We start from the raw sequence: 14534 nt of genomic DNA, 5'->3' as shown, positions 1-14534 counted from the left end.
AAGACAAGCTTCTAACGCTCATCGGGTCAGGCAATCTGTTCAAGTATAGATGCGTGACGACGAGCGAAGCAGCCTTTCACGCCGAGTGCGAGTTGTTCCACGACTTCCAGCCGCCGGGAAACCGCATGCATCCGGACCGCAGCGCGGGCACTAATTGGGAATGCCCGAGGTGCCGGTTTTTCCGTCTTCAAGGGCGAGCATAGCCATGATGTCGGTCAGGGCAGACTGATACCCATGGTGCCAATAGGCGCGCTCGGGCGTGTGGGCATCGAGGTGACGCTGGTCGACCTCGGTATACGGCGCTTCCTCCTCAAGCCACTCGCGGATGTTGTCGCGACGCTGAAGGAGCACTGACACTTTTGATTTCTGCGACATTCTGAACTGACCCTGACCCTGCTTTTCTAGGCTCCGCTTTTCGGGAAGCGCGAGCATTGCCTTTGTACCGCAGGGTGCCTTGAGGGCGGCTTAGAGGGCCTGCGAAAAGTAAGTTCAAATTTTACGGGTTTCACCGTTCCACAGTGGGACGGAACGCAAGCCATTTTCAAGATATTGGACAGTCCTGCGGCCTGCTTTGGGGCGGCGGTCAGTGGATCTCGGGCAGAACGTCGCCGATGCGGCGGGTGCCGGCGGGCTTCCTGGCAGGTGCGGCTTCGGCGGGAGCCTTCTCGGCGATCTCAGAGGCGATGCGGCGAATCCAACCGTCGATGGTCGCGTCGGGATTGCGGCCCTGGGCGACGTCCACGGCGACGGCATTGGCAAGCGCGCGGGCGAGCGCCGCTGCGCGGGTATCTCCCAGCGGGCGTGAAAGCTCGCCGAGGGCGGATATTCTTGCGCGAAGGTTAGCGGAAAGCTGCATGGTTGCACCAAACGAAGACACAATCCGTTTTACGCAACTGGCGTGCCAAGCCCGCGGCCTTAAGCCTTGTGGCGAGGATGGCGAGCGGGGGTCAGCTTTGCGCAAGGGCCTCGCGTTAACAAGGCTGGCCGGAGGCCATTGATCCCTGCCATGCACAGCTTTTATCTGGATGCGATCCGCAACTTCGAGGGTTTCACCCCCCAGGCTTCCTGGGACTATGCGCAGTTCTCGAACGGATATGGCACGCGAGCCCGTTTTCAGGGCGAGGTGATCGATCAAGTCGAAGCGGAGCGCCGGTTTCAGCACGAGGTCTCGGCTGCGCGCTCGATCGTGGAGAAGGCGGCGCCAAACGTCGATGACGGTACCAAGGCGGCGCTGACATCGCTCACATACAACGCCGGGACGTCCTGGATCGAGAGCGGTCTTGGAGACGCGGTCCGGCGGGGCGATATCGATGCCGCCCGCGACATCTTCCAGAAATACAACAAGGCGGGTGGCGAGGTGCTGCCCGGACTTGTCAACAGGCGTGCGCAGGAAGCGCAGTGGATCGGCAACCCGGACGCTGTCGGATCGGGAAACACTTTCGCTGTCGCCGCCGCTTCCGAGGGTGGCGGGGTAGCGATGCCGCCGGTTGTCGTCGACCGGGATCAGAGTGTGCGCGAGGTGGCCGAGATGATCCGTGCGCGCGGGGCACCCTCATCGGTCAATGCGCCTGGCGTACGCGAAGCTGCGGTGTTCGAGCGGGGACCGCCAACGGAGCGCTCCACACTCTCCGGCGGGCTCTCCAGCCGGCTGGCGAGCGAAACGCTGGCTGCTCTCGTCGATGCCGATCTCAAGGGTGCCGCGGCCGCGGAGGTCGTGCGGCTGGCCCAACTCGGGCGTGGCAGCGAGCTCGCCCGGTCCGACAGGGATAGGGCGGATAACGAAACGCGGCGGGTGTGAGCCGCCGCGCGTCCGTCCCGGTCATAGAGATTTTCCGGCTAACCCGTCGTCCGGAGACGGCTGGCCGACATGGCGGCCGCGCCAAAGCCGATCGGCAATGTCGCACTCGGCTGTGGTGCCACGCGCATGGCTGATTGCTCAACCGCGGGTGCAGCCCCTGCCCGCATGAAGATGCCCCTGTGCTCGCCGTGGCCCACCAGGTCGGTTTTGAGGCCGATCAGGCTTTCGGACGCGCCGAGGGTCACGAAGCCATCGGGGGCAAGGACACGCGTCATGCGCGCGAGGATATCCGTCTTGCGGACGGCGTCGAAGTAGATCAGCACGTTGCGGCAGAAGATGATGTCGAAGCGGCCGAGGGTCGTGAAGTCCGCGAGCAGATTGAGCGGGCGGAAGGTGACCTTGGAGCGGATGTGGTCCGAGAGCTGCCAGCTTTCGCCGATCTGGTTGAAATGGCGAAGCAGCATGGGCGCGGGCAGGCCGCGCTGGACCTCGAACTGCGAGTAGGTGGCTTTGCGCGCCTTCTCGAGCACTTGCTCGGAAAGATCGGTACCAACGATCTCGACTTTCCACCCCGGTATGCGGGCGGCGAAGTCGTCGAGGATCATGGCGATGGAGTAAGCCTCCTGACCGGTCGAGGCAGCGGCCGACCAGATGCGAAGACGCTTCTCGTTCTGGCGCGCGGCCAGCATAGCCGGCAGCATGACAGTGCGGAACTGGTCGAAGGGCGACTTGTCACGGAAGAAGTAGGTCTCGTTGATCGTCATCGCTTCGATGACGTCCTTGGCGAGCTTCGGGGACTGTCCCTTCTGAAGCAGAGCGACGAGCTCTTCGAGCCCAGATAGCTTCTCGCGCCTGACGATCGGCATGACGCGGCTTTCGACTAGATATTTCTTGCTTTGCTCCATTACGAGGCCGGAGTTGCGGCGCAGGTATTCGCAAAGTGTATCGAACGCTTGGGACATGATACAGGTCACTACCTAAAAATGGTTGGGCCGATTGCGGCGAAAAACGCCCGCCGAGCCTCGAAGTACTTAGACCATTCCGATCTGCTCGAGTTTCGAGCGGATGATCTCTTGGTCGAAGGGCTTCATGATGTACTCGGTGGCACCGGCCTCAAGCGCGGTCATAATCTTGTCGCGCGTGTTCTCGGTGGTGCAGAAGACCACTTGAGGCTCTTCTCCGCCCGGCATCTTTCGAAGCTTGGTCAGAAACTCGAGCCCGCTCATGACGGGCATGTTCCAGTCGAGCAGAACAAGATCCGGGAGGCCGAGCTCGCACTGCTCGAGCGCGTGGGCCCCGTCTTTGCCTTCGGTGACCTCGAAGCCCATGTTCTCGAGGATCTGCCGTGCGATCTTGCGGATGAAAGCAGAGTCATCCACGACGAGCGCTTTTTTCATGTCACTCACCTATTACGCTTAATGGACACCAAAGTCGAAGAGAGCACCGATGTTGAGAGCAGGGACGAGAAGATTGCCGACTTTGTAGAGGCCGGCCATGAAACGCGAGCGCGTCGCATCGAAGTGGGCCGGGATCGGAACCTTCATCGAAGCGTCAAGCGTGAGAACATCGCCTACCTCATCGACGATGAGTGCGAAGTTCTCGCCCTTGTGCTCGATTCCGATGGCGAGAGAGTTCTGCACCTCGTCGACGGGGATGCCGAGACGACGGCGCAGGCTGACTGCCGTCACGATCTTGCCGCGAAGGTTAACCAGGCCGACGATGTCGGCCGGTCCGAGCGGAATCGGGGTCACGCTGGCGATGCGGAAAATCGTTTGCGTGTGCAAGACCGAAAGGCCGAAAGCTTCGCCTCCGGCAAAAACCGTGAAGTAGCTTTCCTCGCCGGCGGTCGGGACGTCGGAGGCCGACTGAATGGAAACCGCAGAGCTCATGCTGTTCATGTTCGGCATGCTGGTCATGCGGCGAGCTCCATGCTCTGGGCTTTGGCGTCAGCCGCGGCGTCGAGGGCGTAGGCGATGGTTTCGAGCAGAGTATGGCGGTCATGCTTGCTGACGAGCGAAGTCATACCGTTCTCCGTCGCGAGGCGAGACGTGCGCGGTGTCGGGTTTCTGCTGACGCCGATAGCGGGTATGCGCGCCGCGTCCTTTCTCTCCTTCAGAGCGCGAAGGAAGGCGGGTGACGACAGGGCCGGAGCGTCGGCATCGAGGATCACTGCGTCGAACGATGCGATCTGAGTGATCAGTTCGCCGATATCGTCGGGGATCGCTGTAGCGACCAGGTTGTAGCTGGCGGCCGAGAGAGCGGGACACAACATATCGCGGACAAGCTGGTCGTCGGCGGCGAAAAGGATCCGTTGCGGCGTCGCGCTGCCCTTGCCGGGATCGGCGAGGCGGATGAAGTGCGAAACGTCGATGAGCTCGACCGCCTCGCCGCGAATTTCCGCGGAGCCGACCAGCTCGGAATTGGAGCTGGCGAGCTGGATCTCGAGCTTCTCTTCCAGAATGTCGACGATCTCGTCGGCCATGAGGCCGATGGCGCGGCTTTCGTTGGCAACGACGAGCACCGGATATGCGGGGCGCGACATGTCGATCTCGGGGGAGATCGGAACGATGGGCATCAGGCGGCCCTGGAGAAGGACCATCAAGCGGCCATCCGAGCTCTCGATGCGATTGGTCTCGACCATTTCGATGCGCGAGACGAGGGACAGCGGCAGAACCTTCGAGGCGCCGGAGCCGGCTTTGAACATGACAAGGCGGCGACGCTCGAGAGCGTTCTGATCGCGGGCCTCGGAGCGCTTCTTGTCGGTGGATTTCTCGATGCCGAGGTTGGCGGCGAGGCCCGAGGGATCGAGGATGAGCACGACCGATCCGTCGCCGAGGATCGTGTGTCCGCTAAACACCTTGAGGTGCGCCAGCGAGGCGGAGAGCGGCTTGACCACGATTTCCTGGATGTCGGCGACGCCGTCGACGATGATGCAGAAAGATTCCGTGCCAACGCGCATGACGACGGCCAGCTTCTCGCTCGTCTCGTCGCCTTCGGCAGCAAGGCCGACCATTTCGCGCAGCTCGACGGCCGGAATGACCTCCTCGCGAAGCTTGAGGACAAGGGCGTTCTGGACGTTCTGGATGAGATCCTTGTAGCTGGTGCCGAGGCTCACCGCCTCGACAACGGACGTCTGCGGCAGGGCGAAGCGCTGGCCTGCAACCTCAATGATGAGGGCGGGTGCGATTGCCAGTGTCAGCGGAATGCGGAGCGAGAAGCGGCTGCCCTTGCCCTCTATGGAGGAGAGCGAAACGGAACCACCGATGGCCTCGATATTGGAGCGGACGACGTCCATGCCGACGCCGCGCCCGGAGACGTTGGACACGACCTGGGCCGTGGAGAAGCCGGGCTCGAAGATGTAGCGATAGATCTCCTCGTTGCTCATCGCACGGAGATCCTGCTCCGTTGCAAGCCCCTGGGAGACGATCTTCTGCTTAATGCGCTCGGTGTCGAGGCCCTTGCCGTCGTCGGCGATGTCGATGGTGATCTGGCCAGCTTCGTGGGCGGCAGAGACGCGGATCTCGCCGCGCTCGGGCTTGCCCTTAGCGACGCGTTCTTCCGGCCTTTCAATGCCGTGATCGGCGCAGTTGCGGATGAGGTGGGTCAGCGGATCGCGAATGACCTCGATGAGCTGGCGATCGAGCTCGGTGTCGGCGCCTTCGGTCACGAGATCGATGCTCTTGCCGAGGCTCGTCGAAAGCTCGCGTACGAGGCGGGGCAGGTTGGCGTAGAGGCGGCCCACGGGTTGCATGCGGGCGCGCATGACGGCGTCCTGGAGGTCGCTGGTCAGCGTCGAGAGGTGCTGAAGCGGTGTCTTGATGGAGTCGTCTTCGCGATGGCGCGCAAGCTCGAGCAGCTGATTGCGAGAGAGGACAAGCTCGGACACGAGCTGCATCATGCGCTCGATGGTATCGACCGAGACGCGAATGGATTCCTGGTTCGAGGTCGAGCCGCCCTGAGACTTGGATTGCTGAGCGGGCTCTGCGGATTTGGCAGGCTCTTTGGATGCGACGGGCTCGGCTTTGGCGGGAGCCTCGACAGCGGGAGCGGATGCGGTAGGTGCGGCCGGAGCCGGCACGGCAGGTGCCGGGGCTTCGGGCTGGCTGGGGGCGGCTGCCACCGGGGCTTTCGCGCTGGCTTCTGCGGCCGCTGCTGCGGTCGCGGCTTCAGAGCCCGCCGCGTAATAAGCTTCGAGCGCGTTGATGATGGCGCTGTCGTCGCCGGGCGGTTCGGAACCGTGGCGGCCGATTTCCTCAATAATGGTTTTGATGCGGTCGATTGCGGCGAGAATGATGCTGACCGAATGCTGCGTCGGCGGGACGCCGTCGCGCAGCATGCCCATCACAGATTCGGCCGCGTGGCCGACGCGCTCGAGGCGTTCGAGACCCAAGAAGCTCGATGTACCTTTGATCGTGTGAACGAGACGGAAAATGCTGGTGATCAGCGAAGCGTCGCTCGGGTTGCGCTCGAAATGAACGAGCTGCGTCTCCGCGCCTTCGATATGTTCCGTCGTTTCTGTGAGAAAATCTCTCAGCAGCTCATCCATTGGAAGTCCCCCTCGGCGTCCAGCGGTCCGTTGCTTTCATTACGCGACGCACGGAATCAGGCGATCGGCCATTCCCTGAGGCGTTTCGCCTACCGTTTCCCGTCCGTTGTTGACGAGATCGGATGCGCGGTTGAGAGCACTCCGGATGGCGCACGAGGCGTTCTCGCAGAAGTCGGAAACGCGGGACGGGTCGACCTCACCATCGGGGCCACGGTGGGCGCGGATGACATCGATCGAGGCGGTGGCCATGGCGTTGACGCCGTCGATGATGCTTTCGAAGTCGCGACGGAAGCCGTCATCGAGGCCTTCGTAGATCTCGAGCGCTGCCGCGCTGCCGGGCAACAGTGACTTTGCGAAGTATTCGCGATAGGTGACGGGGCGCTATTCGAGCAGCTCGTCGAGCATTTCGGGCAGCAGGGTCGGAAGGTTCTCGATCAGAAGGAGGACCTCGTTGAAGTGATTCAGATAGTCGTTTGCAATGCCGGACGCTGGGTTCACCAAGCTCGCCGCACGCTCTTCCAAGCTGCCGCTTTCTTGTGATGCTATACCCGCTTGATTGGTTGTCATTTTTTGCCGCCCGCGCTTGAAGTTTCGTCGAATTAATGGACGATACTCTACGGCGTTGGCTAAAAATCAGTTTACGGTCGGTACAAAAGACCAGCCCCTGGCTATTTCGCCACTTCCGGTGCGCCTCGCTCTTCTGGACTGAGATGAGATACAGCCCTTCGCTCGGCGTGACGCCGACGCGGAGTTGTGGCGGCAATTTTTAACGAGATCCTAATTCAGCGCGTCTGAGAGCCGGATATGAGGTCGGCGACGAGCTCTTTCTGGCGATCGACAGGATGCTCTACGACCAGTGCGAACTGGCTCTTCGACTGGGCCAAGCGGCACATGAAGATGCGCTCGTCCTGGCATTCAAGAGCAATCAGGCTCTTGGTATCGAGGTTCAGCCGGAGAATCTGGCCGGGCTCAAGGGCGGCGATCTGGTCCAGCGTCATCTCGGGTCCCTCCAGGGTGCCCTTGAGCATCATGTCCGATGACGCGAGGCCATCCTGCATCTTCTTCTGCCACTCCGGGTCGACGGTCGTGCCGTCCAGAGCGCGCGTTCTCTCGAGCTGCTTGCGGATCGGATGCAACGCGGATTGCGGGATGATCATGAACATGCGTCCGCCGTTGTCGAGAATCTGAAACAGAATCTGAACGGCGATGACGGGGATATCGGTCTGGCCGAGAATCTGGAAATCGAGCTTGGTTTCGAGTTTTTCCAGATCGAAGTTCACCGGAGTGATCGGAGTGAGAAGATCTTCGAACTCGGGAATGACGATGCTAAAGACACTGCGCGCCAAACGGGCTTCGAGGGATGTAAACGGGCGGTCGGATTCGAACGGCGGCATACTGCCGTCGCCGCCGAAGGCGGCATCGATCAGCGAGAAGATGAAGCGGCGGTCGAGGCCGACGACGATCTTGCTGTCCCATTGGCGGCAATAATAGATGCCGGCGATGCTGTCTTCGTACGACTCAAGCACATCCCAGGAATTGCCGCTCTCCATCTGGTTGACGAAGAAGGAGGACGGCACGTTGCAATAGTCGCGGAACCGCTCGGACAATGTTGTAACCAGGCGTTCGAGAACGCCCTTGAGCACGTGAAGGCGCTCCACCTCGAGCTTCGGGGGCTCGAGGAGCTTGTCTGTCGCCGGCTGTCCGCCGGAGTCGCGGATTTCCGCATACTCCTCGCGCATCACTCCTCATCCTCCTCGTTGTTGCCGATCTCGATGATGCCCTTCTCGATCATCTCCATGGCCGCATCGGCAATGGCGCGCCGCGCCTTCTGAACCTCTTTCGTGCTCGGCTTTTTGCCGGTCGCGAGTTCCTGCTCGATCATGCGCCGCGCGCGGGCCGGGGTCGCCTCGAGAATTAAGTCGATCATTCTCGGCTCGGCGCCGAACAGCGCATTGATCGTGCGATCTGCCGGCACGCCGTCGAACAGCGTGACAAGAGCGGGCTGCGAGAGGCGCTGGAGGTCGTCGAACGTGAACAGGAGGCTGCGGACAAGCTCCGCCTCCTTCGGCCGATGCTGATCGAGATCGGTCAGGATCTCGTCCATCTGCCTGCGTTCCATCTTGTTGATGATGTCGGCGAGGCGCGCGTGGATGGTCGGGCCGGTGTTCTTGGCGCTCTTGTAAAGCAGCTCCTCCTTGACGGCGCCTTCCAGCAGCTGGATGGGCCGTTCGAGCACCACCTTGAGCGCCAGCATGCGGCGCATGATCTCGTTGCGCAGCGGTGCGGGCAGCATCTTGAGAGTTGCGGCGGCGTAAGCCGGCGGCGTGCGCGACAACACCAGCGCCGAGACTTGTGGGTGCTCTTTCGTCAGGTATTGGGCGGTGCTGAGCTCGGGGACCTCTCCGAGCTTGATCCAGATCGATTGCAGGGACTTCGAGCGGACCTGCGTCATGATCTCGGCGATCTGCTCGGGCGGCACGACGCCGGCGAGAAGCGCCTCAACCTCATGGGCGGTCGCGACGAGATCACCGCCGGTGCGCAGGTGCTGAGCGAATTCCTCGATGAGGCCGTCGAGCGTGTCCTTCGTGACTGCTCCGAGATCGGTCGCCGTCTGTGCGATGAGCTTGATGTCGTCTTCGTCGAAGTGCTTCAGAATGCGGGAGGCGACCTTTTTGTCCATGGAGAGGAGGAGCGCGGCCACCTTCTTGGGGCCGCTCAGCTCCAACGGCTCTTGCGGCTCCGAGCCCCTGCTCGGTCGTCTCTCGGCCTGCGCCTGGGTCATCCGTCGCTCAAGGTGCCATTGTTGGAGACGTCGCCGGGTCCGCCTGCGTACGGTCGCTCAAATCGCTTCAGGGCCATACAACGCAATGTGCTGCCAATGCTTTTTGCGCTTGAAGGCCAGCCTAAAGGCTTCCGCGATTTGCCTTGAGCGAAGCTTGTGCATGTAGGTGTGCTACAACTTGGGGACACCGATCCGTGGCGTTCTGTGGCCGGTATCCCCCACCGTATGGTTGCTGCACCCATTCGGGCGGGGCAACGCCTTGGTGCTGGGTAGGCGCGCGAGGGGCTCGCGCATTGCCATCTTGTGGGCGATGTCATGGACATGCCACCGCAAGATCGCGGCCATCCTTGCGGATCCAGGTTCGGCGGGCGTCCGACTTGACAAAGACGGCAGGTCAACGTCACTGCTGGGGCATGTCAGCCCGCCCCGCTCGGCTTGCCGTGGCCGCTTCAAGCGCAAACCGCCGATGATGCGCACTGTCTGGATTCTCAACCATTATGCCCAGGAGCCCGGTGGTCCGGGCGGGACACGGCATTTTTCGCTGGCCCAGAAGTTAACCAAGCACGGTTGGCAGGCGACCATCATTGCTGCGAGCGTCGAACACGGAACCGGACGAGACCGGCTGCCCGCAGGTGTCAAGCAGCGCCTCGACGTGATCGCCGGGACGCCTTTCCTGTGGCTCAGGACGACGCCTTACGCGGGCAATGGCATCGCGCGCGTCCGTAACATGCTCGATTACACGCGACGTGCGCTGGATCGGTCGGCTGTGGAGGCGCTTGCGCCGCCCGATGCCATCATCGGCTCGAGCGTGCACCCTCTGGCTGCCTGGGCGGGAGCGCGTCTTGCGCGGCGCTATCGCGTGCCGTTTTTTTTCGAAGTGCGCGATCTCTGGCCTGAGACGCTGGTGGATATGGGGCGGCTCAAGCCGAACAGCACGGTGACGCGCGCTCTGCGCGGTCTCGAGACCCGGCTCTATCGCGAAGCCAAGAGCATTGTGGTTCTGCTTCCGAAGGCCGGAGACTACATCGAGAGCCTCGGGATTCCGCGGGACAAGGTCATCTGGATTCCCAACGGAGTCGATCTCGATACCTACCGGTCCGTCGGGCCGGCCGTGCCGTCGGAGACCTTCACGCTCATGTATTTCGGTGCCCATGGCGCGGCGAACGGGCTCGAGAACGTGCTGCGTGCCATGCGCCTCCTCAAGGACCGCCGCGAAGCCGGCGCCATCCGCCTGCGGCTGATCGGAGACGGTCCGTTGAAGGCGTCGCTCCAGGCCATGGCGCGCGATTGGCAGCTTTCCAGCGTAGAGTTCGAGAATCCGGTGGCCAAGTCGGCCATTCCGGCGCTGGCGGCCGAGGCCGATGCGTTCGTATTCAATCTCGCTGATGTTGCCGTGTTCAAGTACGGGATCAGCTCGAACAAGCTGTTCGACTACATGGCGGCGGGACGACCGATCATTATGGCAGCTGCAGCATTCAACAATCCGGTCGCCGAAGCCGGGGCTGGGCTCACGGTGGCGCCTGAAAGTCCGGAGCTGCTCGCAGATGCCATCGTCGCCATGGCGCGGCTTCCGCATGACGAGCGTGTGCGTATGGGCGCGGCGGCGCGTCAGCACGTGTCCGCGCACTACGACTTCGATACGCTCGCCGGACGCCTCGCGGGCGTGCTCAATTCGTCGGGGGAGCCGTGGTAAAGCGTGCTTTCGATATCGTGCTCGTTCTCGTGAGCGCCGTCGTGTGGCTGCCGCTTCTGGCGCTGGTTGCGCTTGTCGTGCGCACGAAGCTCGGGTCTCCCGTTTTCTTCGTGCAGACGCGCCCTGGTCTCCACGGCGCTCCGTTCGATCTCGTCAAATTTCGCACCATGACGACTGCAACCGGTGCCGATGGAGCGCTGCTTCCCGACGCCGAGCGGCTCACGGCATTCGGCCGGTTCTTGAGATCGACCAGCCTCGACGAGCTGCCGGAACTGTGGAACGTCCTCAGGGGCGACATGAGCCTCGTTGGCCCGCGTCCACTGCTGATGGAATACCTTCCGCTCTATTCGCGCGAGCAGGCGCGCCGTCACGATGTGCGGCCCGGCGTGACCGGGTGGGCTCAGGTTAACGGCCGCAACGCGCTGACATGGGCTGACAAGTTTCGCTACGATGTGTGGTATGTGGACCATCAGTCGTTGTGGCTGGACGTGCGCATCCTGTTCATGACCGTGCTTGCGGTCCTGTCGCGCAAAGGGATCACGGGAGACGGCGAGGCCACGGTGGGGCGCTTCGGGGGAAATGACGGTACGACCGCATGACGGGTCCTTTTTATGGCATTTACGGCGCGAGTGGTTGTGGGCGAGGCATCCTTCCGCTCGCGCGCGAGATGCTTGCCGCGGCCGGCGTGTCAGCCGATCGTCTGGTGTTCATCGACGACAAGCCGCCGGCCGAAGTGCTGAATGGCCATCGTGTTCTGACGTACCAGGCGTTCCTGGCGATTCCGGCGCCGGAGCGCTTCGCGGCGCTCGCCGTCGCCGACAGCGGCGTGCGGGAGAAACTCGCGGACAAGTGCCAAGCGGACGATGTGCAACCGTGGTCGGTGCGTGCGAGCAGTGTCGTCATCATGGACGACGTCGTTCTCGGTGACGGCGCACTTCTCAGTCCGACCGTAACCATCACATCCAACATCCGCATCGGCCGCCAGTTTCACGCCAACATCGGCAGCATCGTCGAGCATGATTGCGTCATCGGGGATTTCGTGACCTTCGCGCCCGGCGTCATCTGCAATGGAAACGTGCGCATCGAGGATCACGCCTACATCGGTGCCGGGGCAATGCTGCGCCAGGGGCGGCCGGGTGCGCCGCTGACGATCGGGCGCGGCGCGGTGGTCGGCATGGGAGCCGTGGTGACGCGCGACGTGCTACCGGGTGTAACGGTCGCCGGCAATCCGGCGCGCACATTGGACAAGGATTGACGCCGTGGTGAGCGCGCCGTTTCCGATTTGGCCGTCCTTTTCGCCGGAGGAAGCGGAGGCCGTGGCGCGCGTTCTCGCCTCGAACAAGGTGAACTATTGGACGGGAGGAGAAGGGCGCGCTTTCGAGCGTGAGTTCGCGGCGTGGTCGGGGGCGAACCATGGCATTGCTCTGTCGAACGGCACGGTTGCGCTCGAGGTTGCGTTGCGGGCGCTCGATATCGGTCCGGGAGACGAGGTGATCGTGACGCCGCGATCCTTTATCGCGTCCGTGTCGAGTGTGGTCACGGCGGGCGCGACGCCGGTGTTCGCCGACGTGGATCGCGAGACGCAGGCTCTCTCCGCGGATACGGTGGCGCCTCTTGTCACGTCCCGAACCAAAGCGATCGTCGTCGTGCACCTGGGCGGCATGCCGGCGGATATGGATCCGTTGATGGCATTGGCGCGCTCTCATGGGATCGCCATCATCGAGGATTGCGCGCAGGCGCACGGCGCGCGTTATAAGGGCCGCTCGGTTGGCGTCATCGGCGATATCGGGGCGTGGTCGTTCTGTCAGGACAAGATCATGACGACGGGCGGCGAGGGCGGCATGGTCACGACCAACGACCCGGAGCTCGCGCGTCGGATGTGGTCGTTCAAGGATCACGGCAAGAGCGAAGCGGCCATGGCTCTCGAAGAGCCGCAGGCCACTTTTCGCTGGGTGCACGAGGGGTTCGGCACCAATGGCCGGATGCTGGAGATGCAGGCGATTGTCGGCCGCATTCAGCTCGGCAAGATCGAGGCGTGGACGGCGTTGCGACGCCGCCATGCCGACGAGATCAGCGCGGCGGCGCGCGACATTTCCGGGTTGCGTGTGCCGGGCGTGCCGAACTGGGCAGAGCCGGCCGCCTATCGCTCGTACGTCTTCGTACAGCCGGACGCACTCGCCGAGGGCTGGACGCGTGACCGCATCATTCATGAGATCCGAGCGGAGGGAGTGCCGTGCTTCGTCGGGTCGTGCAGTGAGATCTATCTCGAGAAGGCGTTCGATGGCACGCCATGGCGGCCGGTACAGCGCTTGCCCGTTGCCAAGGAACTCGGAGAGACCAGTCTCGCATTTCTGGTGCACCCTTCGCTCGAGGCCGAGCACATTTCGCGCACGTGCGCCGCATTGCGCGCCGTCATGCGACGCGCCGTGCGCTAGGGCGCTGTTGCTCTCACGGCGTGGATTGCAGCGTCCTATAGAGCTTTAGAAGTTTTTCGGCTTCGCTCTGCCAGGAATAGGTGGTGGCGACTGCGTGCTGTCCAGCGGTCCCCATGGCTTGGGCGTCCTCGGGGTGATCGAGGATCCATCGCATGGCATCGGCGATGGCAGCCGGGTCGCGCGGGTCGACCAGCAGTCCGCATTGCGCTTTCGCGACGATCTCCCGCCACAGCGGAAAATCCGATGCGATGACCGGAAGGCCTGCCGCCATGTATTCGAACAGTTTGTTGGGCTGGGCTTCCAAGTGGTTGGGCGCCGGACCGAAGACCACCATTCCGGCGCGGGCAGATCCCAGAAGCTGGGCCACCGCCGGCCTTCCGACCTGGCCGTGAAAGACGACGCGGGACCAGGCCGGCCGCCGTTTGAGCTCGGTCTCGAGGGCGCTCGGTGAGATGCTGCCGGCGATGTGCAAGCGCGCGTCCGGTCGATCGGTAAGCAGGGCCACGGCGGCGACCATCTCGCGTGCGCCGCGCGCCTCGGAGAGCCCTCCAACATAAGCGAAGCTCTGGGGTCGGCTCGCGTAGGTGGTCTGTTGCGGCGAGATCATCTCCGACGGGATCGGAAAGTTCTGGACGACTGCAGTGGAGCCTGGGGGAAAGTTCGTGCCGATGTAAGGCGTGGCGACGACGAAGGCGTCGAACGACCATTTCGCAATGCGCTCGACCGCCGAGACGGCCCGGGAAACAGCGAACCTCAGCGGCGGCGCGATCCAGTGCTTGTTCATGATCTGGCGCGGAAGGTCCTCGTGCACGTCGTAGACGACCTTGCGGCCGAGGAGCTTGAGGAGCAACCCCATGGGGATCAACTCCGGATCGTGGAAGTGGACGATCTCCGGATCGATCCGCAGCGCGGTTCTCATCGCGCGCCAGTTTCCGAGCACGGCACGCGCCAAGCGCCCCCGAAAGGGTCCTATATCGATAAAGCTTACGCCGTCGGGCGCGTCGGTCTCGTCGCCCATGCCGTCGGCAACGACAAGAATCACACGCTGGCCGAGCGCGCGCAGCGATTGGGCTTCCTTGTGAAAGATCCGGACGTCGCGTCGCTGATGGACGGTCGTCACGTGAACGAAGGGTTGAGGTGTGCGCATTCCGTGCTCGTTAGCTTGCGGTGCCGCTCGGCTCCGGGCCTCCGCTGCCGATGGGTATCCGAAAACGTCATGCCGTCACAAGGGCGTTTGCTCATGCGCCCTAGGTATTAGGTGTTCCCGGCGTGGGAGCCCG

Annotated in this window: 15 protein-coding genes; 5 read left to right on the top strand and 10 right to left on the bottom strand. The window is 63.0% G+C overall.

Annotated features, from left to right (window positions below; genetic code table 11):
- Positions 1-150: 150 nt before the first annotated feature.
- Complete coding sequence (locus QZV93_RS03460) at positions 151-375, bottom strand: hypothetical protein (RefSeq protein ID WP_295555999.1); 225 nt, start codon at positions 373-375, stop codon at positions 151-153.
- A 208-nt stretch (positions 376-583) separates the two neighbouring features.
- The gene (locus QZV93_RS03455; RefSeq protein WP_295555997.1) at positions 584-856 is read right to left on the bottom strand and encodes a hypothetical protein; all 273 of its coding nucleotides are present in this window, start codon (positions 854-856) and stop codon (positions 584-586) included.
- A gap of 150 nt (positions 857-1006) precedes the next feature.
- Between QZV93_RS03455 and QZV93_RS03450 the strand changes: the two genes are divergently transcribed.
- On the top strand, positions 1007-1798 hold the full coding sequence (locus QZV93_RS03450) for a lysozyme (protein WP_295555996.1): 792 nt from the start codon (positions 1007-1009) through the stop codon (positions 1796-1798).
- Positions 1799-1836: 38 nt separating this feature from the next.
- On the opposite strand, the gene QZV93_RS03445 is transcribed toward QZV93_RS03450, so the two are convergent.
- From QZV93_RS03445 to QZV93_RS03415, 7 genes are all read right to left on the bottom strand, one after another.
- On the bottom strand, positions 1837-2760 hold the full coding sequence (locus QZV93_RS03445) for a protein-glutamate O-methyltransferase CheR (RefSeq protein ID WP_295555994.1): 924 nt from the start codon (positions 2758-2760) through the stop codon (positions 1837-1839).
- A gap of 69 nt (positions 2761-2829) precedes the next feature.
- Positions 2830-3195, bottom strand: a complete 366-nt coding sequence (locus tag QZV93_RS03440; RefSeq protein WP_295555992.1) for a response regulator — start codon at positions 3193-3195, stop codon at positions 2830-2832.
- An 18-nt stretch (positions 3196-3213) separates the two neighbouring features.
- Positions 3214-3714: a chemotaxis protein CheW gene (locus QZV93_RS03435; RefSeq protein WP_295555990.1), complete on the bottom strand. Its 501-nt coding sequence runs from the start codon at positions 3712-3714 to the stop codon at positions 3214-3216.
- Positions 3711-6344, bottom strand: a complete 2634-nt coding sequence (locus tag QZV93_RS03430; RefSeq protein WP_295555988.1) for a chemotaxis protein CheW — start codon at positions 6342-6344, stop codon at positions 3711-3713. Before QZV93_RS03430 ends, QZV93_RS03435 begins: the two co-directional genes overlap by 4 nt.
- Positions 6345-6383: 39 nt before the next feature.
- Positions 6384-6686, bottom strand: a complete 303-nt coding sequence (locus QZV93_RS03425) for a hypothetical protein (protein WP_295555987.1) — start codon at positions 6684-6686, stop codon at positions 6384-6386.
- Between the two features lie 440 nt (positions 6687-7126).
- On the bottom strand, positions 7127-8083 hold the full coding sequence (locus QZV93_RS03420; protein ID WP_295555985.1) for a flagellar motor switch protein FliM: 957 nt from the start codon (positions 8081-8083) through the stop codon (positions 7127-7129).
- Positions 8083-9126, bottom strand: a complete 1044-nt coding sequence (locus tag QZV93_RS03415; RefSeq protein WP_295555983.1) for a FliG C-terminal domain-containing protein — start codon at positions 9124-9126, stop codon at positions 8083-8085. The genes QZV93_RS03420 and QZV93_RS03415 overlap by 1 nt, the downstream gene beginning before the upstream one ends.
- 466 nt (positions 9127-9592) lie before the next feature.
- Here QZV93_RS03415 and QZV93_RS03410 point away from each other — a divergent pair, with 466 nt between their 5' ends.
- From QZV93_RS03410 to QZV93_RS03395, 4 genes are read left to right on the top strand one after another with little or no spacing between them, the layout of a single operon-like run.
- Positions 9593-10819 carry a glycosyltransferase family 4 protein gene (locus QZV93_RS03410; protein ID WP_295555981.1) on the top strand — a complete coding sequence of 409 codons (1227 nt, stop codon included), beginning with the start codon at positions 9593-9595 and terminating at the stop codon, positions 10817-10819.
- Complete coding sequence (locus tag QZV93_RS03405; protein ID WP_295555979.1) at positions 10813-11418, top strand: sugar transferase; 606 nt, start codon at positions 10813-10815, stop codon at positions 11416-11418. The genes QZV93_RS03410 and QZV93_RS03405 overlap by 7 nt, the downstream gene beginning before the upstream one ends.
- Positions 11415-12074, top strand: coding sequence for a NeuD/PglB/VioB family sugar acetyltransferase (locus tag QZV93_RS03400; protein ID WP_295555977.1), 660 nt, complete (start codon positions 11415-11417; stop codon positions 12072-12074). Before QZV93_RS03405 ends, QZV93_RS03400 begins: the two co-directional genes overlap by 4 nt.
- 4 nt (positions 12075-12078) lie before the next feature.
- A complete protein-coding gene (locus QZV93_RS03395; protein WP_295555975.1) occupies positions 12079-13254 on the top strand; it encodes a DegT/DnrJ/EryC1/StrS family aminotransferase in 1176 nt (391 codons plus the stop codon).
- Positions 13255-13267: 13 nt separating this feature from the next.
- On the opposite strand, the gene QZV93_RS03390 is transcribed toward QZV93_RS03395, so the two are convergent.
- Positions 13268-14401 carry a glycosyltransferase family 4 protein gene (locus tag QZV93_RS03390; protein WP_295555974.1) on the bottom strand — a complete coding sequence of 378 codons (1134 nt, stop codon included), beginning with the start codon at positions 14399-14401 and terminating at the stop codon, positions 13268-13270.
- Positions 14402-14534: the final 133 nt, after the last annotated feature.

This window comes from uncultured Hyphomicrobium sp. (assembly GCF_902826555.1).
Taxonomy (GTDB): domain Bacteria; phylum Pseudomonadota; class Alphaproteobacteria; order Rhizobiales; family Hyphomicrobiaceae; genus Hyphomicrobium_C.
The sequence above is the reverse complement of the archived record's forward strand: the minus strand, read 5'-3'. Positions and strand labels throughout refer to the sequence as shown.